Below are 25,585 nucleotides of genomic sequence, written 5' to 3' on the forward strand. Positions count from 1 at the left end.
TGCCGCTCACAACAGCAGTCCGAGGCATTCGCGGCGACGATACGAACCTTGCGTCTGGCGCCCCAGCCGGCCCCCTGAGGGGCCGGTGCAAGTCGCCTGGGAGTTTGTAGCGTCATGCCGACTGTCACAGACCCACAACATGCGCGCGGCACAGTCGCCGCCGAGCACGCCCGCAGTTCAGGCGTCGCTTGGCTGCGCGAAAGTACCGGGGCAACCAGGCGGCAAACAGTCACAAAGGCGTGGATATTTCAAGCCGTACTTTCTCGGGCGTGGCGCAAACGTTGAGCAAAACGTTTGCGCACCCCTCGGGTGCTACATTTTTTTGACGTACGGCGTCCCGGATTCGTTGGCATCTTTTTTGGAGTAAGCACAGATGAGTAACAGAAATTGGACAGGGTTCTCGCTGTCGGCGCTGGGCGCCGCGGTGGCCATCGTGGCGGCAGCGCCGGCCATGGCACAGAACACGACCGCGGCCATCAACGGCCGCATCACCGCCACTGACGGCAAGGCAGTGGCAGGCGCCACGGTGACCATCGTTCACCGCGAATCTGGCTCCACCAATACGCTGACCACCGATGCTGAAGGCCGCTATTCCGCCCGTGGCCTGCGCGTTGGCGGCCCCTACGACATCACGATCACCAAGGGTGCCGACAAGGAAGCCCGCAGCGGCATCTTCCTGGCCCTGGCCGAGAACCTGAGCCTGGACCTGCGCCTGGGCTCGCAGCAGCTGCAGACGGTGACCATCACCGGCAGTTCGGCCGCCAGCAAGTTCAACAGCGGCACCATGGGCGCCGGCACCAGCATCGGCCGCAACGAGCTCGACGCCTACGCCTCGATCAACCGCAATCTGCAGGACTACGCCCGCACCGACCCGCGCCTGTCGCAGACCGACAAGGAACGTGGCGAGATCTCGGCCGCCGGCCAGAACGTGCGTTACAACTCGGTGACCATCGACGGCGTCACGATCAATGACACCTTCGGCCTCGAGGCCAACAACATGCCGACGGCCAAGCAGCCGATCTCGATCGATGCGATCCAGTCGGTGCAGGTCAACATCTCGAACTACGACGTGACCCAGAAGGGTTACACCGGCGCCAACATCAACGCCGTCACGAAGTCGGGCACGAACGAGCTCAAGGGCAGCGTCTACTACGTCTACCGCAACGACAAGTTGGTCGGCCAGCGCTACAACCGAGCCGCGGGCAACTATTTCAACTTCCTGCCCTTCAAGGAAGACACCAAGGGCTTCACCCTGGGTGGCCCGATCGTCAAGGACAAGCTGTTCTTCTTCGCCAGCTATGAAGAGCTGAAGAGCACGCGCGCACAGCCCGAATTCGGCCCCGTGGGCAGCCAGCTGACCACCGTGCCGATCTCGCAGTCCTCGCTGGACTCGCTGAAGAACATCGCCAAGACCAAGTACAACATGGACGTCGGCGACTCCATCGGCCCGAGCCCGCTGACCGTCAAGGACTCGCTGGTGAAGCTGGACTGGAACATCAGCGACCAGCACCGCGCCAACGTCCGCTTCGCTCGCACAGAGCAGGACGAAACCAACTTCGGCTCCTTCAGCGCCTCGGCCATCAACCTGACCTCGTGGTGGTGGAACCAGAAGAAGAAGATCGACACCGTCATCGGCCAGGTCTTCTCCGACTGGACGCCGAACTTCTCGACCGAAGTCAAGATCTCGAACCGCGACTATCACAGCGAACCGCAGAACAACAGCAAGCTGCCGGCCATGGCGCTGCAGTTCAGCGGTGCGGTGCCTGCCGGTTCGCCCGCTGGCGCCAGCACCGGCAACCGCTTCGTGAACTTCGGTACCGAGCTGAGCCGTCACTACAACATCCTGGACACCAAGACCGTGGATGCGTACTTCGGTGCGAACTGGGTCATCGACGACCATGAACTGAAGTTCGGTGCCGACTACCAGAACAACAAGGTCTTCAACGCCTTCTTCCAGAACACCAACGGCAACTACACCTTCAACTGCAACAACGGCTGGGCCTACAGCACGATTCCGGGCATCGCCCCGGGCACCGTGCTGCCGACCTCCGGCGCCAACTCCTGCGCCGGCATGACGTCTGCGCAGGTTGAAGCGGCCGTGCTGGAAAACTTCTCGCTGGGTCGCCCGATCAACTACCAGGTGCAGACGCCTGTGCCGGGCGGCACGCTGGAAGACGGCATTGCCAAGTGGTCGCTGGCCCAGACCGGCCTGTTCCTGCAGGACACCTGGTCCGTCAACGACAAGCTGACGATCACGGCCGGCGTGCGCCTTGACCAGCTCTCGACCGGCGACAAGCCTGCCTACAACGCAGCCGCTGGCGCAGCCTTGGTGGCCGGCAGCGTGGTCGGCACGACAGTGACCCGCAACTCCGGCGGTTTCGGTCTGGACAACTCGGCCACGGTGGATGGCAAGAGCCTGGTGCAGCCGCGCTTCGGCTTCAACTACCTGCTGAGCTCCAAGAAGGACGACAAGGCGCAAGTTCGCGGCGGCTTCGGCCTGTTCCAGGGTGCTGCAGCCAACGTCTGGCTGTCCAACCCCTACTCGAACACCGGCCTGGCCACGCGCATCATCGGTTGCGGCATCTCCGGTTTCAGCAGCTGCCCGAACACCGGCGGCCTGTTCAACCCGGATCCGTCCAAGCAGACGACCTCGTTCACCGGCACCCAGCCGGCGGCCAACGTCGACTTCGTGCAGTCGGGCCTCGGCCAGCCTTCGGTCTGGAAGCTGAACCTGGCCTATGACGGTCAACTGCCCTTCGGCGGCCTGGAATGGTCGGCTGAATGGCTGTACACCAAGACCGAATCGGGCATCTACTACAAGCACCTGAACCTGGGCGCTGCCACCAAGATCGGTCCTGACGGCCGCGAGATGTACTTCCGTCCGGAAGGCTACAACCCGGCCTGCTACACCGCGACCGGCGGCAACAACACGACCGGCGCCTGCGCGACGCCGTCCGGCCAGACCCGCACGCGTGCCTTGAGCAACCCCTTGTTCAACAACGTGCTGCAAGCGGTGGAGAGCAACAAGGGCGGCGGCAACTCGATCACGCTGGCTGTCTCGAAGCCGGCCCGCCAGGGCTTTGGCTGGCAGGTGGCCTACACCCGCTCGGCCGCCACTGAAGTGAGCCCGCTGACCTCCTCGGTCTCGAACTCCAACTTCAATTCCCGCGCCATCTTCAACCCGAACGAAGACAGCACCGGCAATTCGGCAGCCCTGATCAAGGACCGCGTCAGCGCGGCCGTGAACTGGTCCAAGGCCTTCATCGGCAACTACAAGACCACGGTCGGCCTGTTCTACGAAGGTCGCAAGGGCAAGCCTTACAGCTGGACCTATCGCAACGACATGAACGGCGACGGCACCATCAATGACTTGATGTACATCCCGTCGGCCGTCGGTTCGGGCGAAGTCGAGTTCCTGGGCGACACCGCAACCAACAAGGCCAACGAAACCAACTTCTGGAACATCGTCAATTCCTACAAGGAACTGCGCGACTCCAAGGGCGGTGTCGTGAAGCGCTTCGGCAGCCTGTCGCCTTGGGTCAACAGCTTCGACCTGCGCATCAGCCAGCAGATCCCGGGCTTCTCCGACAAGCACAAGGGCACGTTCTCGTTCGACATCCTGAACGTGGGCAACCTGATCAACCCGCGTTGGGGCCGCATCAACGAAGTCGGCTTCGCCTCGGCAGGTGGCAACAAGCGTACGTTCGTGAACTACGTCGGCCTGAACGCCGCCGGCAAGTACATCTACCAGGTGAACACGAACATCGACGACCTGACGCTGAAGCAAGTCAAGGGCGAATCGCAGTGGGCCGTGCAGGCCACCGCTCGCTACGAGTTCTAAGCAAGAAGCCTCGCGGCCCGCTTACGCCGGCCACGAACAAGCCCCGCCTCGCAAGAGCCGGGGCTTTTTTTCGCCTTTTTGAGAATCGGCGGGAACTTTTTGGCCAGCCCGGCGCAATAGAGTCAGCACACGTCGCATGACCCGCCACCCATGATGCCCTTTGTCAGCCCGGCCGCCGCCAGCGAAGCCAGCCTCGAAACCGTCGCCCTGCTGCGCCGGCTCGGCAAGGGCGAGCCTGAAGCGCTGGACCAGATCTACCGGCGCGAGTCGGCCTCGGTCTATCGCTACGCGCTGGCGCTCAGCGGCAACCCGGCCTGGGCGGCGGACGCAATGCAGGACGCCTTTGTCAGCCTGGCAGCCCGGCCGGCCGGCTTCGACCCGCTGCGAGGCACGCTGGGTGCCTACCTGGCCGGCATTGCCCGCCATGCCTTGATGCAGCGCTGGCGCGAGCCTGGCGCACCCGACACAGAGAACGAGGCGGCCAGCGACGAAGCCCAGCCCTCGCCCGAAGACCTGCTGGTACGCGCGCAGGACCAGGCGCAGGTCTGGGCCGCGATCCGCCGCCTGCCCTGGCCGCAGCGCGAAGCCCTGGTGCTGGTGGACCTGCAGCAGCGGCCCTATGCCGAGGCGGCCGCTATCGCCGCCGTGGAGATCAATACCTTGCGCACCCGCCTTCACCGGGCGCGCCTTCGGTTGGCGCAAGACCTGAATGCCGGCCGTGGAGAACAGCGATGAACAGCAGTACCAACCTCCATACTCCGCAAAGCCTGCGCCCCCTGTCGGCCTGGCTCGAAGATTGCGCCGGCGAACTGAACGAGCAAGGGCCAGACGCCCAGCGCGAAGCCGCGGCTCGCCATGCCATGCAGCTGTCGCTGCAATGCCGGCCCAAGGACAAGGCACCCAGCACCGCCGCCTCCTGGTGGAAGCGCCTCGGCGCCGCCGGCCCGCGTGCCAGCTGGGCAGCGCCGCTGGCCTGGTCGGGCGCCGGCGTCTGCGCGCTTGTGCTGGTGGCCGCCAGTGCGCTGCTGCTGCTGGAGCCGCCAGCCGATCCGGCCCAGCAAAGCTATGCCAGCGAATTTGTGCCCCTGGTGCCCGCAGATCGCTGGGCCAGCTACCTGCGTGAGACCGGCCAGGCCAAGGCCTGGCTGGTCACCACCGACATGCCGCGCGACCGCCTCGCGCTGATGGGCCTGCCCTACGACCCCGGCCAGGCCGGCGAACGGGTGAAGGCCGAACTCCTGATGCACCAATCCGGCGATGTACTGGCGGTGCGCTTTGTCCGCTGATCGCTTCTTCTTTTCTTCGCTCAACCAATTCGTCCAACGAGGCAAGTCCATCATGAAACTGCATCAAATCTCGGCCGCCTGCGGCCTGGTCCTGAGCCTGAGCGCCGGCGCCGCCATCGCTCAATCCGATGCCGCCGACGAGGCTCGCGCGGCCAGCGAGTCGGACCGCGCTCGCCAGGCGCAACAGCGCGCCAACGAAGCCGTCGCCCGGGCCCAGGGCGCAGAAGCGCGCGCTCATGCAGCCGCGCAGGCCGGCGAGCATGCCCGCTTCATGGCGCAGGACATGGCATTCGCCGCCCACGAGCTGGGCCAGGAGCGCGTGGTCAAGGGAGCGCCCTACTGCGCGGACGCCATCCACGAAACCATCCAGCCGCTGGCCGATGGCAACCGCATCTATCGCAAGCAGGTGAGCCGCCTGTGCCGCGACAGCGAAGGTCGCACCCGCCAGGAAGTCGAGCGCAACGGCAAGCGCAGCATCTTCCTGAACGACCCCGTCGCCAAGGAGCACTGGGCGCTCGACCCTGACAGCAAGACCGCGCGCAACCTGCGCATCGCCATCAATACCAACTTCAATTTCAGCTTCGGCGACGGTGCCAGCTGGAGCGGCCTGGGCGAGAAGTTCGGCAAGGAAATGCGTGAGTACCGCCGAATCGTCAGCGAGGGCGGCACGCCGCGTGCGCCACAAGCCGCACCACCGGCTCCCCCGGCTCCGCCGGCCCCGGCCCTGATCAAGGAAACCGAGAGCACCGACGAGAAGGGCCGTGTGCGCCGCGATGTGGAGGTCCGAGTCATACGCGTGGGCGACGGCGACAAGGTGGTCACCGCCGTCGCGCCGATGGCACCCCTGCCGCCGATGCCCCCAATGACTGCCATGCCGGCCGTCCCGGCCAACGTGCAATTGCGTGCCCTGACGCTGGCACCTCGCGGCCCCGGTGTGCTGACCTCGCTGGGCGGCAAGGAGATCGAAGGCGTCAAGGTCAACGGCGAACGCACGACCTGGACTGTTGAAGCTGGCAAGCAGGGCAACGAGAAGCCCATGGTCACGACCCGCGAGGTCTGGACCTCGCCCGACCTGATGCTCACCGTCAGCTCGCGGGACTTCGACCCGCGCACCGGCGAAGTGAGCTACAAGCTCAGCAACATCAAGCGCGGCGAACCGGACGCCAGCCTGTTCAAGGTGCCGGCCGACTACGAGAAGCCCCGCGCCACGCCCAAGCCTGCATCGAAGGGCTAATAAGGCCTGATCGGCCGCCATTCGACGGGGGCCTCAGCAGGCAGTTCTCAAGCCCCTCGTCAGGTGGCTTGAGAACCTCGCCAACACCCAGCTTGCCTCAAGTGCAGATGGCGCGAATCTTGGCCGACTCCTTCACCGCATCCACCCAGAGGAACTGGCTGTTGTCATTGAACATGTAGTAGATGGTGTTGTTGGGCATCAGCGCGATGGTGATGCCGCCGAAGCCCGACATGAAGGGCACGTACTTGTCGCTGGCGCAGGCGAGCGAGCTCTTCACGTTGTAGGCCCAGAAGCCGTTGTTGTAGCGGGTGTCGGTGGTGGCCACCAGGCCGGGGTCGGCCGGCGTCTTCTGCAATGCTGCATTCAGCAGCGTGGTGTCGAGCAACTGCACGCCGCCGGCCACACCCATATTGATGCCGGCAAAGGATGCAATCTTGGCCACGTCATCAGGTAGATAGACCAGGCCGTAGCCGGTCAAGGGCTGGGCCGTCGTGTCGTAAGTGCGGCGCGTGTACTTGGCGGTGGGGCTGGCGTTGATCGCGCTCCAGAGATCGCCGGCCACGATGTCGGTGTAGATGTCCTTGGTGCTGCCTTCAACACTCTTCAGGTAGGCGTTCATCGCCGTGCCGGCCAGGTAGGTGTCGGAGGTGTGATAGACCCACTTGCTGCCTGGCGCCACCTTGGCCGGCCACTGCGTGCAGGCGAAGTTGATACGGTTGGCATGGCCGGTCTGCAAGAAGAAGTTGTTGGACATCGCGGTTCCGCCTTCGTCCACCTCATAGCTTGTGGACGTGTAGTTGCCGGAGGCCATGTCCAACGCGTGCTCGATGGTCACGCCGTTCCATTTCGTGATGTTGCAGTTCGACACCAACGTCTTGATCGCCTGGCTCTTAGTGCCCGGATACTTCTTTTCGAGCCGCATCAGGGCCAGCGCGCCAAAGGCCGACTTGGCGGTGGAGTAGCTGGGCAGGATCAACTGATCGCAGTACGGATACTCGCCGTAGCGTGTGGTGCATCCCCCGCGGTAGTGCACGCCATCGCTGATGAATCCCACCGTGCTCACATGCGCGGCCACCGTCGTTGAAGGTGTGCGCAGCTTCTGCACATTGATGCCTGAGGACGGATAGTCGGTGGCAAGCGCGCTGAGCGGCCTCACCGGCATGCGGGCCGCCACCTCAGCCTGGTAGGCGGTGATCAGGCTGGCGGCATTCGTGATCTGCTGCGGCGTGTAGCTGGCGCTGAGCACGCCCCACATGTTCACCTTGAAGTACGAGCAGGTCTCGGAGGAAATCTGGTAGCTGAGCTTGGAGATCGTGCCGTCGGCCTTGAAGAGAAAGCTCATCACACCGTTGTGCACGCAGTTCTGGTTCTTCTGCATCAGCGCGAACGGCAAGGCTACGCGGCTGTAGCCGCTGTCGCTGGTCTCATTCCAGACGCGCCCCGGCGCCAGCACGTACTCCCATTCCGGGTGGGTGCTCGCTATGGCGCCCCGCTGCAGTGGGAAGATGTGGCTGCCGGTCTGGATGTACTGGAAGGCAAAGGGCGGCAGGTGCTTGCGCGTGGCGTCGGCCGCGGACGTGTAGTTGTTGGTATCCACCACCTCCTGGAAGCCGCCGCTGGTGGCGGTGTTGTTCAGGGCCAGCGTGCCTTGCAGGAAATTGGTCGGGTGCGCGGCGGTGGCTGGCAAGGCGTAGGCGGAGACGTCGATCAGGCTGCCTGGATCGGTCGCGCTGGTCGTCAGGTAGCTGTAGCCCAGTTGGCTGCGGCTGACGGTGCCGCTGCCGCTGAGCAGGTCGAAGTTGTCGGCCCAGGCAGGGAGGCTGGCGGCGCCGATTGCGACGCTGATGAGGACATGGGAAAACCGATTCACATCTGACTCCTGTATCGCCCCGCCAGCAAGAAGGCAGCCTGGCCACGGGGCGTGCGCACCCGGCTGCCCGAGAGTGCGAAGTCAGGGCGATGCCATTCCGCCCAGACACAAGGTCTTGAGTTCCAGATAGTCCTCGATGCCATGCCGCGATCCCTCGCGGCCCAGGCCCGATTGCTTGACGCCGCCGAAAGGCACTTCGGCCGTGGAGATCAAGCCGGTGTTCACGCCCACCATGCCGCACTCCAGCGCCTCGCCCACACGGAAGATGCGACCGACGTCTCGGCTGTAGAAGTAGCCAGCCAAGCCGGACTCACTGGCATTGGCCAGGGCGATGGCCTGCGCCTCCGTACTGAAGCGCGCCACCGGCGCGACCGGCCCAAAAGTCTCTTCGCGCACACAAAGCATGTCGGCGCTGACGTCAGCCAGCACGGTGGGCGCGAACAAGCGCGCTGCGAGCACGTGGCCACCGGTCAATGCCCGAGCGCCCTTGCCAAGCGCATCTTCTACATGGCGCTGCACCTTGGCCACGGCTGCCTCGTCGATCAGCACGCCGAGATTCACGCCCGGCTCGAAGCCATTGCCCGGCTGCAGCGCCGCAGCGCGTGCCGCCAGCTTGGTGACGAACTCGTCGTACACACCATCTTGCACATAGAAGCGGTTCGCGCAGACGCACGTCTGCCCGGCATTGCGAAACTTGCTGTGCATTGCGCCCTCCACTGCGGCGTCCACATCGGCGTCGTCGAAGACGATGAAGGGCGCGTTGCCACCCAGCTCCAGCGAGAGCTTCTTGATGGTCGGTGCGCACTGCATCATCAGCACCCGCCCTACCTCAGTGGAGCCGGTGAATGACAGATGGCGCACCTCCTCGCTGATGCAAAGCCGCTGGCCGATGGCAATGGAACCGGCTGCATCAGACGTCAAGACATTGAGCACGCCGGGCGGAAAGCCGGCGCGCTGCGCGAGCTCGGCCAGCGCCAGCGCCGACAACGGCGTCTGTTCTGCAGGTTTGACTACCACCGGGCAGCCCGCCGCCAATGCAGGCGCGACCTTGCGGGTGATCATGGCCAGCGGAAAGTTCCACGGCGTGATGGCGGCGCAAACACCGATGGGCTGCTTCAGCACCAGCAGCCGCTTGTCGCGGTCATGCGTGGGAATGGTCTCGCCGTAGACGCGCCGGCCCTCCTGCGCAAACCACTCGATGAAGCTGGCCGCATAGCCCACTTCACCGCGCGCCTCGGCCAGCGGCTTGCCTTGCTCGGCAGTCATGATCATGGCCAGGTCGTCGGCATGCTCCTGCATCAGGTGGAACCAGCGCATCAGCAGCGACGCGCGTTCCTTGGCGGTCGTGGCACGCCAGGCCGGCCAGACGTGATGGGCCGCCTGGATCGCATCTTCCGCATGGCGCGCATTCAGGGCAGGCACGCACGCCAGCTCGATGCCGGTGGCCGGGTCGGTCACCGCAAAGCGCTCGGGCGCGCCGATCCAGCGTCCGTCGATCAAGGCATCGACCCGAAGCAGGGCCGCGTCTTTCAACAAGTGCAAAGGCGAATGCCTCATGGCTGCACTCCCAGCGCAGCCTGAAGGCTGGCTTCCAGCAGCAGCAAGCCTTCCTGCAGCAACGCGTCGGAAGCGGTGAGCGGCACCAGGATGCGGATCACATTGCCGTAGTTGCCACAGGACAAGAGGATCAGCCCGCGCCGGCAGGCCTCGGCCACCGCGCGGCGGGTCAATTCGGCAGCCGGGCGATGCAGGTCGGCCTGGCCGTTCCTGGTTTCGAACAACTCGATGGCCACCATGGCGCCCAGGCCACGCACATCCCCGATATTGGGCACTCGCGTTGCCATGTCGCGCAGCTTCGCGCCGAGGAACTCGCCCACGGCCTGGCTACGCGCGAGCAATTGCTCTTCTTCAAACACCTTGAGCACCGCCAGCGCAGCAGCGCAGCCAATCGGACTGCCAGCATAAGTGCCGCCCAGGCCGCCAGGGCCGGGTGCATCCATCACCTCGGCACGTCCCACCACGGCCGAGATCGGGAAGCCACCTGCCAGCGACTTGGCCGTGGTGATCAGGTCGGGCGCCACGCCCCATTGCTCGCTGGCAAACCAGGTGCCGGTGCGGCCGGCGCCAGTCTGCACTTCATCGGCGATGAGCAGGATGCCGTGCTGGTCGGCCAGAGCGCGCAGCCGCTCGATGAACTCGCGCGGCGCCACATAGAAGCCACCTTCGCCCTGCACCGGCTCGACGATGAAGGCCGCCACGCGCTCGACCTCAACATCGTTCTTCAGGATGAGCGCCAGCGAATGCATGGCCGCGTCGACCGAGACGCCATGCAACTCATTCGGGAACTCGGCATGGAACACCTCGCCCGGGAACGGCCCGAAGCCGGTCTTGTAGGGCTGGACCTTGCCGGTGAGGCCGAGCGTCATCATCGTGCGGCCGTGGTAGCCGCCGGTGAAGGCAATCACGGCGGAGCGGCGGGTGTAGGCGCGAGCGATCTTCACCGCGTTCTCCACCGCCTCGGCACCACTGCTGAGCAACAGCGTCTTCTTCTCGAAGTGGCCGGGCGCCAGCTGGTTGAGCCGCTCGGCCAGCTCCACATAAGGCTCGTAGGCCAGCACCTGGAAGCAGGTGTGGGTGTAGAGGTCAAGCTGCTCTTTCACTGCAGCTATCACCGCCGGGTGGCAATGGCCAGTATTGAGCACGGCAATGCCGCCAGCGAAGTCAACGTAGCGGCGCGCCTCCACGTCCCAGACTTCGGCATTGCTGCCGCGCGCCACAAAGACTTCATGGGCCTGGCCCACACCGCGTGCGACCGCCGCGCGGCGGCGCGCCATCAGGTTTTCGTTGGTCAGAGTCGCTGAGTTCATGAGTGCCTTCCAAGCTGTGTGATTGGCAGCCAATGTAGGCAGCCGCGCGCTCCGGCAACAGGTACAGTGATTGCCACACAGCCCGCGTCTGTACAGGGCCGAACACCGGTACAGCCATGCCACTTCACCGCCTGCTTCATGCTTCGACTCGACACCGAATCCGCCGTACCGCTGGTCGTCCAGATCGTCGATGGACTCCAGTCCCTTGTGGCCGCCGGCACGCTGGCGCCGGGGGCGCGCCTGCCGTCGATCCGGCAACTGGCGCCGACGCTGGGTGTGAGCGTATTCACCGTCGTTGAGGCCTATGACCGGCTGGTGGCCCTGGGCACCTTGCAGTCGCGCCCGCATGCCGGCTTCTTCGTGCGACAGCGCAGCGCCGTGCCAGCACCGCACGATGCAGCGCAGGCAGTGCAGTTCGACGCGCAGTGGTATCTGCGCCAGATCTTCGAAAGCCGCACACTGGCCATCAAGGCCGGCTGCGGCTGGCTGCCGCAGGATTGGTTGTTCGACGATGGCCTGCGCCGCGCCTTCCGTCAGCTGGCCAGCGAAGACGCTGATCTTGGAGGCTATGGTCATCCCTTCGGACACCCAGGCCTGCGCGGTGTGGTGGCTGATCAATTGCGGGAGCGGCAGGTTTCCGCCAGCGCCGATCAGGTGCTGCTCACCCAGGGCTCCAGCCAGGCCCTGGACCTGCTGGCGCGCCAGCTTGTGCAGCCGGGCGAAGCGGTGCTGGTTGACGAGCCAGGCTATCCGAACGTGCTCTACATCCTGCGCTTTCTCGGTGCCCGCCTTATTCCGGTGCCGCGCACGGCCGAGGGCTACGACATGGCCGCCTTCGAGGCGGCGCTGGCCGAGCACAAGCCCCGGGCCATTTTTACCCAGCCGCGGCTGCAGAGCCCCACCAATTCGGTGGCGCCGCTGCGCCAGCTTCTGCGCATGCTGCAAGTGGCGGAGCAGGCGAATCTCACGATTGTCGAGAACGACATCTATGCCGACCTCGACCCCGGCCTGCATCCCACGCTGGCCAGCCTCGACCAGTTGCAGCGTGTAGCCTATCTGGGCAGCTTCTCCAAGACCATCTCGCCCAATCTTCGCGTCGGCTATGTGGCCGCACGCAGCGACTTGCTGGAGCAACTGGCCCTGCGCAAGATGGTGTCGGGCCTCACGTCCTCAGACCTGAACGAGCGCCTGATCCACCGCGCACTCACCGAGGGTCGCTGGCGAAAGCACCTGAGCGCCGTGCGCGAGCGCCTCGCCGGTGCGCAGCAGCGCGTGGCTGCGCGGCTGCGTGCGCTTGGGTTCGAGTTGTTCAGCGAGCAGTCTGCCGGCTTGTACCTCTGGGCCCGGCATCCCGACCTGGCCGACTCGGCTCACTTGTCCAGCCAGGCGGCCGAGCGCGGCATCATGCTCGGCCCCGGGCACTTGTTCTACATCGAGCCCCGGCAGACCGGCTGGCTGCGCTTCAATGTGGCGTTCAGCGAAGACGAAGCGCTCTGGGCGTTCCTTGAAACCGCGATCCGCGAACAGGCACCGGACTGAGCCCGAGAGCCTCAGCGCTCACCGCGCCTCGTTCTTCGCCTGCAGATAGATCGCAAACAGCTCCGCATGCGACTTCACGCCGAGCTTGGTGTAGATGTGCTTGCGGTGGCCCTTGACCGTTTCGGGCGAGATCTTCAGCTTCTGCGCTATGCCCTTGGACGAGAAACCGCTGAGCAGCAGGTGCACGATTTCCATCTCGCGGTTGGTGAGATTGGATGAGCCGCGCGCCAGGGCCGACGAGGTATCAGCCGTTTCGCTCACGCACTCCATGCTTTGCGGCAGCACTTCGCGCAACTCATGGTTGGTGGTGCGCTGACGCATCAAGGCCAGCACCCAGGGAGCTATGGCGCTGAGCACCGACATCTCGTCTATGCCGAAGCGATGCTGGCTGCCAAGCGACAGGATCAGCACCGTGCCATCGGACTGCGGCAGATTGAACTGCACCTCGTCCATCACGATATTGAGCTTGAAGTAGCGCTGGTAATAGTCTTCGGCTTCGAAGCGGTCGGGCGCCACGTCGTCGAGCCGCTGCAGGCCGGCACGGGCTTCGTCCATGCAGGCGATGTAGAAGGGGTCGAGCAGATAGAAGCCGTTCAGATAGTCCTGGAACAGCTCGTCGTCGCCACCATCAGGGTTGGGGCTTTCGGCCAGCACCACCGGCTTGTGCTCGCGCGAGAACTGCAGCACCACCCAGTTGTCGAAGCGCACCACGTCGCCGAGATAGCGAAGCAGGATGTTCCAGAAATTGGGTTTGTCGAGCGCTTCGATCAGGCCACCGATCAGGCGGTGCCAGGCTGCGCTTTCGATCAGGTGCGCCATGTGCATTTGCGTAGGGCTGAGCAGGTGAGCGGCAGGATAGCAGCGCGCTCACCGGCGGCACGTTGCCGGCTAGTCACAGTCCACACCATTCGCCCTGAGAAAGTCGGCCAGCGGCGCCAGCTCGCGCTCATAGCTGCGCCAGCGCTGTACCGATGAGGCGTACAGCGGCCGCCGCACCTGGCTGGCGCTGGCCGTGGCAGCCGGCGCAACATTGCTGTGGAACTGCAGGCATGCGTCTTCCCAAGGCAGGCCACAGTGCTGCACGAGCGCGCGGCTTTGCGCCTCCTGTTCCTGCACCAGCAGCTCGTAGTCGATCTCGTGAAAGCTGCCGCGAATCAGCTCGCGCCAATGCGCCATCAGCCGGTGATAGGCCAGGTAGTAGTGGCCGAGATCTTCGAGGCTGTACGAGAACGGATAGCCCATTCGGAACAAGGTCTTGTACATCGCATAGCAGCTGTCCAGCGGATGACGGCGCAGATGCACCACGCGAGCACCCGGCAGGGCGAGGTGAATCAGACCGAGGTAGAGATAGTTCGACGGCGTCTTGTTGAGCAACAGGCCGGCGTCCACACCATAGCTGCGCAGCGCCGTGCGGTAGTCATTTCCCAGGCGGGCGAAGTCCAGCTGCGCGCTGCGATCGATCATGGCCAGCTTGTCGCCGGGGGCATTGGCCTGTGCCATCAGCGCAAAGGCAAGGCTGTTGATCTCGCCGAGGCTCCTGACCCGGCTGTGCGAGCAAAGGATGCGGTCGACCAAGGTGGTGCCGCTACGTGGCAGGCCCAGCACGAAAAGCGACGGATCGCCGGGCGTGGCTGGCGGTCGCGGCTGCGAAAGCACCTTCGCATCGAACACCGCGCGGATGCGCGCCATGGCCGCCACGTCGCCTTCCACACGGTAGGCCAGGCGTTGCCTGCGGCTGTTCGCAGCCGCCTGCAGCGCCGCGAACGACAGCGCGTGCTCCTGCAAGTCTTCATATTCCTTGGCCAGTGCATAGCCCAGCGCCACGCGCCCCGCATGGTCAGTCGGCAAGCGGGCCAGCGCAGCCTTCAGCTCGTCCACATGGTTGGACTCGCGGCTCCAGGCGCGCAGGCTGGCGCGGTTCTGGTACGCATCGAAATCATCCGGCCGCAGTGCAATGACCCGGTTGAACAACTGCTCGGCCCGCTCCAGCTCTCCCATGGCCACGCAGGAAGACGCGAGGTTGTAGAGCGTGGGCGCGTCAATGGCCATCAGCGCCGCCGCGCGTTCGTAGCAGCGATGCGCTTCGGCGTGGCTGGCCGCGTGTATGTAAAGCGTGGCCACATGCTGCAGCAAGCCGCCATCGAGCCAGGCTATGCGCTCCATGCGGCCCAAGAGCAGGCGGGCCTGGTCGATGCGGCCGCTGTAGATCTGGCATTCGATCTCGCGCGTCTGCAGCTTCACGTCGCCCGGCGCCAGCGCCGAGGCACGCTCGGCGCAGCTGAGCATCTGCGCAAAGTCGCCCAGCTGCTGGAAAACCTGGCTGGCCGCCGTGAGCCGCTCCACCGAGGCCGGCTGCAGCAAGGCCTCGACGCCGCAGCGCGCTTCGTCCGCGCGGCCTTGCGCCAGCGATTCCTTGATCGCCTGCAAGGCCTGCGGCAATGAGGGTTCAGCGGTGGTCAGCATCGGTCACTTGAGATCGGCCCGAGAGCCTAGCACCGAGACTCAGAAGTTGTAGACCACCGAGACCCCCACCGTGCGCGGCTGCGAGATGAAGACCTTGGAGCCATTGCCGAAGTAGTTCTGCGCCGCGTCGGTGCCCATGTGCTGCTCAAGGAAGCCGCCAGTGATGCCTTCATTGTTCAGCAGGTTCTTGACGAAGACCGTGGCCGACCACTTGTCGCCAGCCAGCGTGGACGCCAGGCCCACTTGCGAGAAGCCGCCCCAGGTCTGCTTGAACTTGGCGCTGGCCGAGATCGCGTTCTCGGTGGCACCCTGGTAGTAGAGCGAAAGCCGGTTGGTCCACTGCCAGCCGTTCTCGAGATTGGCCGCATGCTCCAGCGAGCCGCTGATGGTGTGTCTGGCCGTGCCCGGCAAGCGGGTGCCGGCTGGCGCCACGACCACGGAGGGTTTGTCGACCCGCAGCACATCATCCACCAGCTTGGCATCCACATAGGCGTAGTTGATGCCTGCGCGCCAGGCGGTGCTCAGCGGCGCACTCAGCTCAAACTCGATGCCCTTGCTGCTGGCCTTGCCGCCGTTCTGTGCGGCGAAGAAGCCCCAGTTGGGCGTGGTGGTCTCCACCTGCACATTGCGCCAGTCGATGTAGAAGGCCGAAACGCCGTAGCGCATATTGCCGCTCGCGCCCTTCAGCCCCACCTCATAGTTGGTGTTGGTGTCGGGCGCGTAGGTCAGGTAGGTCGCGCTTTCCTTGAAGTTGCCAACCAGCGGCACGGCGTTGGCGCCACCGCGCCGGTAGCCCTGCGAGACGGTGGCATAGGCCATCTGGTTGGGTGCCAGGTCATAGGCCAGATTCAGCTTGTAGAGCTGGCCGCTGTCCTTCTGGTTGAAGACCGTGCGCTCCGGCGTCATGCCCCATGCCGGTATGCCCATCACGGTATCGTTGTTGAACTTGTTGCTGTAGTGGCGCACGCCCACGGTGCTGCGCATCGCGGGGCTGAAGTGATAGGTCAGCTCGCCATAGACCGAGGTCTCCTTGAAATTCTGGCTGCGGTCGTACAGGAAGTCGTTGTCGTTGACCAGGAAGTTGCCCGGCACTGCCGCGTCGGCCCAGACCTTGAGGCCGCGCAGATAGCTGCGCTGCGAGGAAGTGAGGACCTGGTCCTGGTAGTACAGGCCGGCGATGTAGTCGAAGGAGCCACCCTTCCTGGACACCAGGCGCAGCTCCTGCACCGTCGCCTTGTCGCTGTAGCCGCGCTGGGCCTGCGCCATCGGGCGCGGGTAGTTGTAGTAGAAATCGCGCAGCCAGTTGTTCTTGGCATAGAAGCCGGTGTTCTCCGACAGACTGGTGCCGGTCTGCTCGTACTGCGAACTGGCGCTGGTGAGCGTGGCAAAGCCGAGGTCCAGCTCCATCTCCAGGCTGGTCATGTGCACATCGCGGCTCGAGGGTTCAAGCTGGATCGAGCCGTTCTCGTACTTGCCGTAGGGCACGCCGCTGCCGTTGTTGCCGCGGGTGGGCTGGCGGCGGCCACCGATCTCGTCAGACTGGGTCTGGTGCGTCAGCGTGGCCGAGAAGCTGGCATTGGGCTTGAACAGCAGGGCCACGCGGGCGTAGTCGATGTCCACCGTGTCGGCGTCCTTGATCGACTCATAGCTGGCCGCCTTGTTGATCAGGCCGCTGGGCGCCACCGGCGCGCCCTTGGCGTCGAGCTTGTAGACGTTCACGTAGTCAATCAGGCCGGCGTTCTTGACCTTGCCGGCAAGCACGCGCGCCGCCAGCATCTCGCCCAGCGGCAGGTTGATCATCAGGTCGCCGGTCTTGTTGCTGCCGTCGGAGCCATCGGTCTTGCTGAAGCTGCCTTCCACACGGGCGGCGAAGGCCTTCAGGTCAGGGGCGTTGGTGATGTAGCGCACCGTGCCGCCCAGCGAACCCGATCCGTACAGCGTGCCCTGCGGGCCGCGCAGCACCTCCACGCGGGCCAGGTCCTTGATCAGGAAGTTGGCGTAGATCGGCGTCTGGTTCACATAGGTGGACACCGCCGGCACGGCCGAGGTCTGGTAGTCGCCGAGCGCCGAGCCATTGAGGTTCAGGCCGCGCACCGTCACGCCGCTGAGCACGCCCGAGTTGCGATAGCCGCGGTCCACCACGGAGGCGCCCGCCACTTCGCGCAGCAGGTCCACCTGGTCGGTGATGCGGCGCTCCTGCAGGTCGTCGCCGCTGATGGCTGAGATGTTGTAGGGCACCTTGAGCGGATTCTCCTTGCGGCCCTGGGCGGTCACGACCACGGTCTCGAGCGTGGTCTTCTCCGGTGCCGGCGCCTGCTGTGCCATGGCCGGCAGGCCGAAGGTCACGAAAGCCGCGCCCATGGCGACCACCAGCGGGCTTCTCTTCAGATGCGAGGTCGATGTCAATGTCGATGCCACAGGAATACTCCTTTGAATTGTTGGATTCAATAAACCCGGGCCGGCCGCGCTCAGCGACTCAACCCATAAAACAGCACGGCGTCGTAGGCCGGATTGAGTTGCACGCCCTTGAGCGAGCGGCGATGGATCACACGGCCCTGCAGGTCGGCCACGAAGAGCGCCACCGCGTCGTCGAGCAGCAGTTGCTGGGCTTGCGAGAACTTGGCGGCGGCCAGCGCACGATCGCGCGCCTCTTCAGCAACGCCGGCATTGACCAGTGCGTCGTACGCCGGGTTGGCGTAGCGCGAGAGGTTGAAGACCGTGGGCGACTCGCTGCGGAACAGGCCGATCAGCCAGTCCGATGGCGTGCCATAGGTGGGCCACCAGGTCATCGAGATCAGGTTGGGCGAGCTCTCGACGCGCTTGGCGTCGTCCCAGATCTTTCCCCATGGTCCCGGACGCAATTCCAGCGTCACGCCCAGCTGTTCCAGATTGGCCTTGAACAGCAGGAGCGAGTTCTTGTACTCCTCGCTGGTACCGATATAGCTGGCCGTGATCTTCCAGGCCGAGCGCGGCACGCCCGAGGCTTCAAGCATGCGCCGAGCTTGCGCCAGGTCGAGCCGCGGCGACTTGAGCGCTGAGTCGTGGCCCCACATCGTGGCCGGGATCGGGCCGGTGGCGGGGCTCGCTCCGCCTTCGTAGATCTTGTCCGCCACGCCGCGGTAGTCCCAAGCGTAAGTCAGCGCACGGCGGAAATTGGCGTTGTTCGTCGGCGCCTTCTGCGTGTTGAGCAGGAACTGTGTGTTGCGCCAGGACGGTCCACGAAGCACCGCGATCTTCGGGTCGCGTACCAGCGCCTTCACCAGGTCGGCCGAGGGCAAGGTGATGATGTCGGCCTCGCCGGAGCGGATCAGTTGAGCCTGGGTCGAAGCCTCCTGCACCACGCGCAGCTTGACCTGCTGGAACTGGCCTGGCTGCCAGCCGCCCCAGTAGCCGTCGAACCGATCCAGCACCACCTCCTGGCCGCGCGTCCATTGGCGCACCGTGTAGGGGCCGGTGCCGCCGTCGCGGCCTTCGTTGAACCAGGCCGTGCCGGCCGCCATGGCCTTGGGCGAGACCATATAGGCCGCATACTGCGAAGACGCGATCAGGTCGACCGGCGCCGGCACCTTGGTGCGAATCACCAGGGTCTGGGCGTCGGGCGCGCTGATGCTCTGCACCCGGTCCCAGATGAAGGACGAACCTTTCGCCAGTTGACGGGTGCGTTCAATCGAGGCCTTGGCAGCCGCCGCATTGAAGGGCTCGCCATCATGGAAGCGCACGTTCTGGCGCAAGGTGAAGCGCCATTCGCGGCCATCCTTGCTCACGCTCCAGGCGGTGGCCAGGCCGGGGCGCAATTTGTCTTTGCCGGCTTGCGGGTCGTACCAGACCAGGGGCTCGTAGACATTGCTGAGCAGGATCACCTCGGTGGACGAGGCAATCGCCGGGTCCCAATCCTTGATGTCGGCGTACATCGCATACACAAGGGGCCGCGTGCTCTGTGCTGGCACGGCTGCCGCCAGCACGAGGCCGGCAAACAGGCAGAGCAAGCAACGCAGAAGTTTTTTCATCGAGGTCTCGTTCCCAATCGTTCCTGGAAGCTCATTCACTGTTTTGCGATGAGCGGATTTTTCACAGCCGCCACCCGCTTGCCTATTCCCTGTGCGGGGCGCCCCCGCAGGGGTAGTCGGGCAGCGTGCGGCCGTGAAGCTGCGGCAGCCTACGCTGGGGGCAAGACCCGTCCCTCAGGGTTTCCATCTAACCCCGAAGAGGGGCCGCGCCAAGGGTCTGGCGGCTCAAGTGCCGCAGTGGCGAGAATCGCGTCCAGCAAGGGCCTTGCGGCCGCAACAAGGGAAGCTGGAACGGATGTCGCGACTCTGGGTTTATGTGGCCAAACGCTGCCTCGCTCTGATAACCATCGTGCTGGGCGTGATGGCGCTGGTCTTCGTACTCAGCCGTCTGCTGCCCAGTTCGCCCGTGGAGCTGGCGCTGGGCTCCAAGCCGACGGCGGAGCAGATTGCCACAGCCCGCGCCGAGCTCGGCCTGGACCGCCCGCTCGTCGAACAGTTCGCCCGCTTTGCCGCGAACGCGGTGCAAGGCGACCTCGGCCGCAGCCTGCGCACCGGCCTGCCGGTCGCGCAGGAGGTGCGCCAACGCTTTGCAGCCACCGCCGAGCTGGTGTCGCTGGCTCTACTGCTGGCGGTGCTGGTGGGCGTGCCGCTGGGTGTGTGGAGCGCAGCGCGACAGGGCCGCGCGTTCGACCAGAGCAGCCGTACGGTGGCGGTGTCGCTGCTGGCGGTGCCGGTGTTCTTTCTCGGCATTCTTCTGCAATTGCTGTTCTACGGCCACTTGCAATGGCTGCCGCTGCAGGGACGCATCGACTCCGACCTGATGCTCGACCAGCCCTTCGCGGCGGTGAGTGGCCTCTACCTGATTGACACCCTGCTCGCCGGCGACGGCGCCGCATTCCGCAGTGCGCTTGAGCACCTGGTGCTGCCGGTCACAGCCTTGGCCGCGGCCTCGCTCGCGGTCATCTTGCGCACCACTCGCAATGTGATGGCCGAGATTCTGCAGACCGACCATGTGCGCACAGCGCGCGCCTACGGCATGCATCCCCAACGCCTGCTGTTCGGCCATGCGCTGCGCGCCGCCATGTTGCCCCTGCTCACCGTCATCGGCCTGAGCTACGGCTTCATGCTCGGTGGCAGCGTGATCGTCGAGTACGTGTTCGACTGGCCTGGCATCGGCGGCTACATCGTCGAATCGGTCGTCACCAATGACCAGCCCGCCGTGATCGGCGTGACGCTGCTGGTTTCTACCGTCTACCTCTTGATCAATCTGCTGATCGACCTCCTCTACTTCGCCATGGACCCGCGCCTCTCGCCATGAGTGCCCCGTTCCCCCATACTTTCGCCCTCTCCCCCACCCGGTCGGCCACGCGGTGGCTGCGGCAGAACGCCGTGATCGCCGGTACCGCCGGGCTGCTGCTGGCCCTGCTGCTCCTGAGCCTGGCCGCACCGTGGCTTAGCTTGCCCGACCCGGCCCGCATCGACCTTGCCGTCAAGCTCATGCCGCCCGGTGCCGAACACTGGTTCGGCACCGACGCGCTGGGCCGCGACCTGTTCTCGCAGGTGTTGCATGGTGCGCGCATCTCGCTCCTGATTGGCGCCGGCGTAGTGCTGGTGGCCGCGCTGATCGGCGTACCCCTGGGCCTGGTGGCGGGCTACGCGGGCGGCTGGCTTGACAGCCTGCTGATGCGCACGGCGGATCTCTTCCTCGCCTTCCCGCCCTTGCTATTGCCCATCCTGCTGGTGGCACTGCTCGGCCCGGGCCTCGAGAACGCGATGCTGGCCGTGGCGGTGTCCTGGTTCCCCTGGTATGCGCGCATCGCGCGTGCCGCCGCGCTGAGCGTGAAGGCCGAGAACTACATCGTGTCGGCACGCGCTTTCGGCGCCTCACATGCCCGCATCGTCTGGCGTCATGTGCTGCCCAACTGCAGCACGCCCATCCTCGTGCAAGCCAGCCTGGACTTCGGCTACGCCATCCTCACCACCGCCTCGCTGGGCTTCATCGGACTGGGTGCCACACCGCCCACGCCGGAATGGGGCTTGATGATCTCCAATGCACGCTCCGTCTTCCTCGAATACTGGTGGACTGCCGCCTTCCCCGGCGCCGCGATCTTCATCGCCGTGATGGCCGCCAACCTGCTGGGCGACGGCCTGCGCGACCGGCTCGACCCCAAGTTCGAAGGGCGGTCGGCATGAGCAGCGGCTTGCATATCCAGGGTCTCCAGGTGAGCATCGGCGCCGGCACACCGCTGCGCGCCTGCTCCTTGCAGGTTCGGCCCGGCGAAGTGCTGGGCCTGGTGGGCGAATCGGGCAGCGGAAAGTCGCTCACTGCCCTGGCCTGCCTGGGCCTTTTGCCACCGCGTGCACGCGCCAGCGGCAGCATCCGCATTGGCGACACCGAACTGCTCGGTGCGCCCGAACCCGCGCTGCGAGCCGTGCGTGGCCGCCGCGTGGCGATGATTTTTCAGAATCCGCTCAGCGCTTTGAACCCTTTCTACACCGTGGGCCGGCAACTGCTCACCGTGGTGACCACGCATTTCAAGGAGCCGCGCACTGCGCTGAAGCATCGGGTGTCGCAGGCATTGCAGAAGGTGCAGCTGGGCGATGCCTATCTGCAGCGCTATCCACACCAGCTCTCGGGCGGCCAATTGCAGCGCGTGATGATCGCCATGGCCGTGGCATGCGAGCCCGAGGTGCTGATCGCAGATGAGCCAACAACCGCGCTGGACGTCACTGTGCAGGCCCGCATCATGCGGCTCCTGCGTGAGCTGAGCGACCAGGGCATGGGCCTGCTCCTGATTTCGCATGACCTTGACCTGGTGGCGCAAATGGCCGACCGGGTAAGCGTGATGTATGGCGGCCGCACGGTCGAGCATGGTCCGGTGCGCGAACTGATGGCCTCGGCCTCGCACCCCTACACGGCCAGCCTGCTCAAGGCCCAGCCGCGCCTGGGCGAGCTGCAGCGTCGCCTGCCAGTGATCGACGGCCAGGTCTTGCCATCGACGGCGGTGGTAAGCGGCTGCGTGTTCGTCGAGCGCTGCCGCCGCGCCGTGCCCGCCTGCACTGGCCAATTGCCGCCCACGGTGAGCCTACGCGCGGCCAGTCATGTGGAATGCCACAACCCCATCCTGCCAGCCACGCTGGCTGCGCCGAGCACGGGGGTGGCCCATGGTTGAACCCGTGCTGAGCGTGCGCGGCCTGCGCAAGAGCTATGGACCTGTAAAGGCCTTGCGCGGCCTCGACCTCGAGCTGCAACCCGGCCGCTCGCTGGCCATCGTTGGTGAATCGGGCAGTGGCAAGACCACGGCGGCGATGTGCATCGCCAAGCTGGTGTCGGCAGATGCCGGCGAAGTGCGCATCGGCGGCGCGGAGTTTCTCGGCACCGGTGCAAGCCAGACGGTGCTTCTGCGCCGCGAGTTCGGCGTGGTGCTGCAGAACCCCTTGAGTTCGCTGGACCCGCGCCAGCGGATCTGGGTCAGCGTGATCGAGCCACTGCAGGTGCACATGAAGGGGCTGGACCGCGCCGCCCTGCATGACCGCGCCTTGGAGATGCTGACCCGCGTGGGCTTGGGCGAGGCCATGGCCGACCGGCTGCCGCACCAGCTCTCGGGCGGCCAATTGCAGCGCGCCGTGATCGCGCGGGCGCTGATCCTGCAGCCGCGCCTGGTCATACTCGACGAGCCTACCTCAGCGTTGGACGTGTCGGTGCAGGCCCAGGTCCTGAACCTGCTCTGCGACCTGCGCGACGAGCTGCAGCTCAGCTACCTCTTCATCACTCACAACCTCGCGCTGGTGGAGATCCTCGCGCACGAGGTGCTGGTGATGTATGCCGGCGGCGTGGTCGAGCGTGGGCCAGTGCACCAGGTATTTGCGGCGCCACGCCATCCGTACACCGCCGAGCTGCTGGCCGCTGTCCCAGGGGCCGGCACGCCATTGCTGGACGCAAAACCCGACCCCGGTTTTGCAGCCACTGGATGCGCCTACCAGCTGCGTTGCGCGCATGCACAGGCTGCCTGCAGAGGCGTGGCGCCCACAGAAGCCGCTGGACAACTGTCCGCGTCTTGTCACTTCCCCCTCGGAGGCACAGCCCCATGAGCAAGTTCTCGATTGCCGGCCTGCAGCTGGCCCTGCCCCATGACGACAACCTCGACACCATAGACCGCGAGGTGGCCGGCACCCTGGCCCGCTTCCCCTGGGTGCAGATGGTGGTGCTGGCCGAGCTGGCGGCCTTCGGCCCCGAGCTACGCTTTGCCGAAGCCCTGCCCGGCCCCACCGAGCAGCGCTTCCAGACGCTGGCCAGGCGCCATGGCATCTGGCTGATCCCGGGGTCGATCTACGAAAAGCACGAAGGTCTGATCTACAACACCACGCCGGTGATCAACCCGGCCGGCGAGGTAGTGGCACGCTATCGCAAGATGTACCCCTTCCAGCCCTACGAGCAGGGCGTGGCCAGCGGGACCGAGACAGTGGTGTTCGATGTACCGGACGTGGGCCGCTTCGGCGTGTCGATTTGCTACGACGGCTGGTTCCCCGAGACCACGCGCGCCATGATCTGCCAGGGTGCCGAGGTGATCCTGCACCCGACGATGACGGGCACCATTGACCGCAGCGAGGAGCTGATAATCGCCCGCGCCAATGCCATCATGAACCAGTGCTATTTCTTCGACGTCAACAACGCCGGCCGGTTGGGCAATGGCCGCTCCATCGTGGTGGGGCCGGAGGGCGACGTGCTGCACCAGGCCGGGCCTGAGCAGGAGCTCATTCCGCTGACGCTGGACCTGGAGCGGGTGCGCCATACGCGCCGCCACGGCCTGAAGGGCCTGGGCCAGGTACTCAAGTCATTCCGCGACGCACCCATGCGCTTCCCCTGCTATGCGGCGAGCGCTGACGCCTCGCCCCATCTGCAAGCGCTGGGGCCGCTGGAACTGCATCGGCGCAGCGGCGCCTGAGCTTGTGGCGCGGCAGGCGCCGGCCTATGCTTCGGGCTCGCCGCACAGCAAGGGAGCCTGTCCCCCATGAATCCCACCCCTGCCGACTGGCCGCGCCTCTCCAGCGCGCTGTTCTATGAAGACGCCAACCGTGCGATCGAATGGCTGATGAAGGCCTTCGACTTCGAGCTGCGCATCAAGGTCGATGCCGAGGACGGCTCGGTGGCGCACAGCGAGCTGAGCTACGGCGAGGCCGTGATCATGGTGTCCGAAGGCGGCGCGGCACGCCAAGCACGCTTTGGCGTGCCCTCGCGCAGCCCACGTACTGTTGGCGGCGCCAACACGCAAAGCGTGATGCTTTATGTGGACGATGTGCAGGCGCACTGCGAGCGAGCCCGAGCTGCCGGCGCCGTCATCACCATGGAGCCGGCGCTGCACGACTACGGCGAGGCCTACTGGGCCGACCGAGCCTATGGAGCGCTCGACTGCGATGGCCACCTGTGGTGGTTCTCCGAGCGCGTGCGCGGCTGAGGCAGCCTCAGAGCGGTCGGCTGATCGTCATCATCAGCGAAGGCTGGTTGCGCTCCTGGACCAAGGGGCTGGTGGCAGCCGCTCCGCGCAAGCGGTCGAGGTTCATGCGCGACGTGAAGGTCCAGTCCTTGTCGATCTGCACCTGGGCCTGCAGGCCGAGACCGGCGCTCACGACGCCCGAGCCGATGCGGTAGGGCCGGATCGGCGGCGTCGCCGCAACGCCGATCTCGGCCGGCACGGCATAGAAGTTCTCGGCAAAGCGGCTGTCCATTGCGGCCACACGCAGGCCGCCACGCAACTGAAGCCGTTCGGTGCGCACCATGCCCATGCCGACTTCGAGATCGACCGTCGCGCCGTCGCCGTGATCCTTGTAGGGGCTGACGTAGGTGCCCAATCGCGTCTTGTGCTCGCGGTCACGGGTGCGCAGGCGAGCCACGGCATTGAGCTCCAGGTAGGCCGGACCGAACTGCAGCTCTGCCGCCGCCAGAAAGGCCGGCCGCATCTTGTGCTCGCCCAGCACAAGGGCTCGCGGGTCGTCCTTGCGGCGGCGCTCGCGGGCATCGAAACCACCGGCCAGGCTGACGCGTCCGACTTCGCCCAGGCGGAACTCCCAGCCCACGCCGCGCAAGCTGCTGGCAAAAAAGCCGCTGCGATGGCTCGCCTCGAACAGCGGGATCGCCATCAAGCGCGACTTGTCGGCGCCTGGAAAGCGCTGCCACGAGGCCAGCGCGCCGCCCCAGCGCATCTCCCATGCAGGCGTCGGCGCTGACACTTCCGTCCCTGCTTCGGCGTTCCCGGCTGCCTGCGCAGGCTCGAATGCACACAGGCCCACGCCCGCCAACAGCGCCACCGCGCTCACCAGCCCCCAGGGTCGCAGGGAGCGCCCCGGCGCATCCAGGCCTTGCTTGGTCTTGATCTTCATCTCCATGTCCTCGTCTCCGCTCGTCACAGCAGCCCCTTGCTGCAGTTCGGCGGGCAGTGTCATGGCAGCAACATGAAGCCCGAATTAAGCAGGGCACTGC

Annotated in this window: 19 protein-coding genes; 11 read left to right on the top strand and 8 right to left on the bottom strand. The window is 65.6% G+C overall.

The features are described from left to right. The first annotated feature begins 373 nt into the window (after positions 1-373). The 4 genes from ABT392_RS15155 (at position 374) to ABT392_RS15170 (ending at position 6,361) form a co-directional block, all read left to right on the top strand. Complete coding sequence (locus ABT392_RS15155; protein ID WP_464970810.1) at positions 374-3,841, top strand: TonB-dependent receptor; 3,468 nt, start codon at positions 374-376, stop codon at positions 3,839-3,841. A 150-nt stretch (positions 3,842-3,991) separates the two neighbouring features. Next, a complete protein-coding gene (locus ABT392_RS15160) occupies positions 3,992-4,576 on the top strand; it encodes an RNA polymerase sigma factor (RefSeq protein ID WP_334278187.1) in 585 nt (194 codons plus the stop codon). Then, positions 4,573-5,127 (top strand): hypothetical protein, encoded by a 555-nt coding sequence (locus tag ABT392_RS15165; RefSeq protein ID WP_334278188.1) that lies wholly within the window; start codon positions 4,573-4,575, stop codon positions 5,125-5,127. Before ABT392_RS15160 ends, ABT392_RS15165 begins: the two co-directional genes overlap by 4 nt. Positions 5,128-5,179: 52 nt before the next feature. Beyond that, positions 5,180-6,361, top strand: a complete 1,182-nt coding sequence (locus ABT392_RS15170; protein ID WP_334278189.1) for a hypothetical protein — start codon at positions 5,180-5,182, stop codon at positions 6,359-6,361. 97 nt (positions 6,362-6,458) lie between these two features. On the opposite strand, the gene ABT392_RS15175 is transcribed toward ABT392_RS15170, so the two are convergent. The 3 genes from ABT392_RS15175 to gabT all read right to left on the bottom strand — a co-directional run bounded on the left by ABT392_RS15175 (position 6,459) and on the right by gabT (position 11,098). After that, a complete protein-coding gene (locus ABT392_RS15175) occupies positions 6,459-8,231 on the bottom strand; it encodes a serine hydrolase family protein (RefSeq protein ID WP_395385402.1) in 1,773 nt (590 codons plus the stop codon). 81 nt (positions 8,232-8,312) lie between these two features. Continuing rightward, positions 8,313-9,788 (bottom strand): NAD-dependent succinate-semialdehyde dehydrogenase, encoded by a 1,476-nt coding sequence (locus tag ABT392_RS15180; protein ID WP_334278191.1) that lies wholly within the window; start codon positions 9,786-9,788, stop codon positions 8,313-8,315. Then, positions 9,785-11,098, bottom strand: coding sequence for a 4-aminobutyrate--2-oxoglutarate transaminase (gene gabT, locus ABT392_RS15185; protein ID WP_334278192.1), 1,314 nt, complete (start codon positions 11,096-11,098; stop codon positions 9,785-9,787). The genes ABT392_RS15180 and gabT overlap by 4 nt, the downstream gene beginning before the upstream one ends. Positions 11,099-11,236: 138 nt before the next feature. Here gabT and ABT392_RS15190 point away from each other — a divergent pair, with 138 nt between their 5' ends. Continuing rightward, on the top strand, positions 11,237-12,637 hold the full coding sequence (locus ABT392_RS15190) for an aminotransferase-like domain-containing protein (RefSeq protein ID WP_395385401.1): 1,401 nt from the start codon (positions 11,237-11,239) through the stop codon (positions 12,635-12,637). Positions 12,638-12,655: 18 nt separating this feature from the next. On the opposite strand, the gene ABT392_RS15195 is transcribed toward ABT392_RS15190, so the two are convergent. The 4 genes from ABT392_RS15195 to ABT392_RS15210 all read right to left on the bottom strand — a co-directional run bounded on the left by ABT392_RS15195 (position 12,656) and on the right by ABT392_RS15210 (position 19,107). Beyond that, complete coding sequence (locus ABT392_RS15195) at positions 12,656-13,456, bottom strand: helix-turn-helix transcriptional regulator (RefSeq protein ID WP_334278194.1); 801 nt, start codon at positions 13,454-13,456, stop codon at positions 12,656-12,658. 69 nt (positions 13,457-13,525) lie between these two features. Next, positions 13,526-15,100 (bottom strand): tetratricopeptide repeat-containing sulfotransferase family protein, encoded by a 1,575-nt coding sequence (locus tag ABT392_RS15200; RefSeq protein ID WP_395385400.1) that lies wholly within the window; start codon positions 15,098-15,100, stop codon positions 13,526-13,528. A 39-nt stretch (positions 15,101-15,139) separates the two neighbouring features. Next, positions 15,140-17,518, bottom strand: a complete 2,379-nt coding sequence (locus ABT392_RS15205; RefSeq protein WP_334278196.1) for a TonB-dependent receptor — start codon at positions 17,516-17,518, stop codon at positions 15,140-15,142. Positions 17,519-17,568: 50 nt separating this feature from the next. After that, complete coding sequence (locus tag ABT392_RS15210; RefSeq protein WP_395385399.1) at positions 17,569-19,107, bottom strand: ABC transporter substrate-binding protein; 1,539 nt, start codon at positions 19,105-19,107, stop codon at positions 17,569-17,571. Between the two features lie 295 nt (positions 19,108-19,402). Between ABT392_RS15210 and ABT392_RS15215 the strand changes: the two genes are divergently transcribed. The 6 genes from ABT392_RS15215 (at position 19,403) to ABT392_RS15240 (ending at position 24,563) form a co-directional block, all read left to right on the top strand. After that, positions 19,403-20,425, top strand: a complete 1,023-nt coding sequence (locus ABT392_RS15215) for an ABC transporter permease (RefSeq protein WP_334278199.1) — start codon at positions 19,403-19,405, stop codon at positions 20,423-20,425. Between the two features lie 71 nt (positions 20,426-20,496). Continuing rightward, on the top strand, positions 20,497-21,300 hold the full coding sequence (locus ABT392_RS15220) for an ABC transporter permease (RefSeq protein ID WP_395385398.1): 804 nt from the start codon (positions 20,497-20,499) through the stop codon (positions 21,298-21,300). Beyond that, on the top strand, positions 21,297-22,280 hold the full coding sequence (locus ABT392_RS15225) for an ABC transporter ATP-binding protein (protein ID WP_334278201.1): 984 nt from the start codon (positions 21,297-21,299) through the stop codon (positions 22,278-22,280). Before ABT392_RS15220 ends, ABT392_RS15225 begins: the two co-directional genes overlap by 4 nt. Further along, positions 22,273-23,199: an ABC transporter ATP-binding protein gene (locus ABT392_RS15230; RefSeq protein WP_395385397.1), complete on the top strand. Its 927-nt coding sequence runs from the start codon at positions 22,273-22,275 to the stop codon at positions 23,197-23,199. The genes ABT392_RS15225 and ABT392_RS15230 overlap by 8 nt, the downstream gene beginning before the upstream one ends. After that, on the top strand, positions 23,196-24,053 hold the full coding sequence (locus ABT392_RS15235; protein ID WP_334278203.1) for a carbon-nitrogen hydrolase family protein: 858 nt from the start codon (positions 23,196-23,198) through the stop codon (positions 24,051-24,053). The genes ABT392_RS15230 and ABT392_RS15235 overlap by 4 nt, the downstream gene beginning before the upstream one ends. A gap of 66 nt (positions 24,054-24,119) precedes the next feature. After that, entirely contained in the window at positions 24,120-24,563 is a 444-nt protein-coding gene (locus ABT392_RS15240) for a VOC family protein (RefSeq protein ID WP_334278204.1), read from the top strand. A 7-nt stretch (positions 24,564-24,570) separates the two neighbouring features. On the opposite strand, the gene ABT392_RS15245 is transcribed toward ABT392_RS15240, so the two are convergent. After that, on the bottom strand, positions 24,571-25,548 hold the full coding sequence (locus tag ABT392_RS15245) for a MipA/OmpV family protein (RefSeq protein ID WP_464970811.1): 978 nt from the start codon (positions 25,546-25,548) through the stop codon (positions 24,571-24,573). Positions 25,549-25,585 lie beyond the last annotated feature (37 nt).

The organism is Paucibacter sp. JuS9, from assembly GCF_044043925.2.
In the GTDB taxonomy this organism is placed as follows: Bacteria; Pseudomonadota; Gammaproteobacteria; order Burkholderiales; family Burkholderiaceae_C; genus JAUASW01.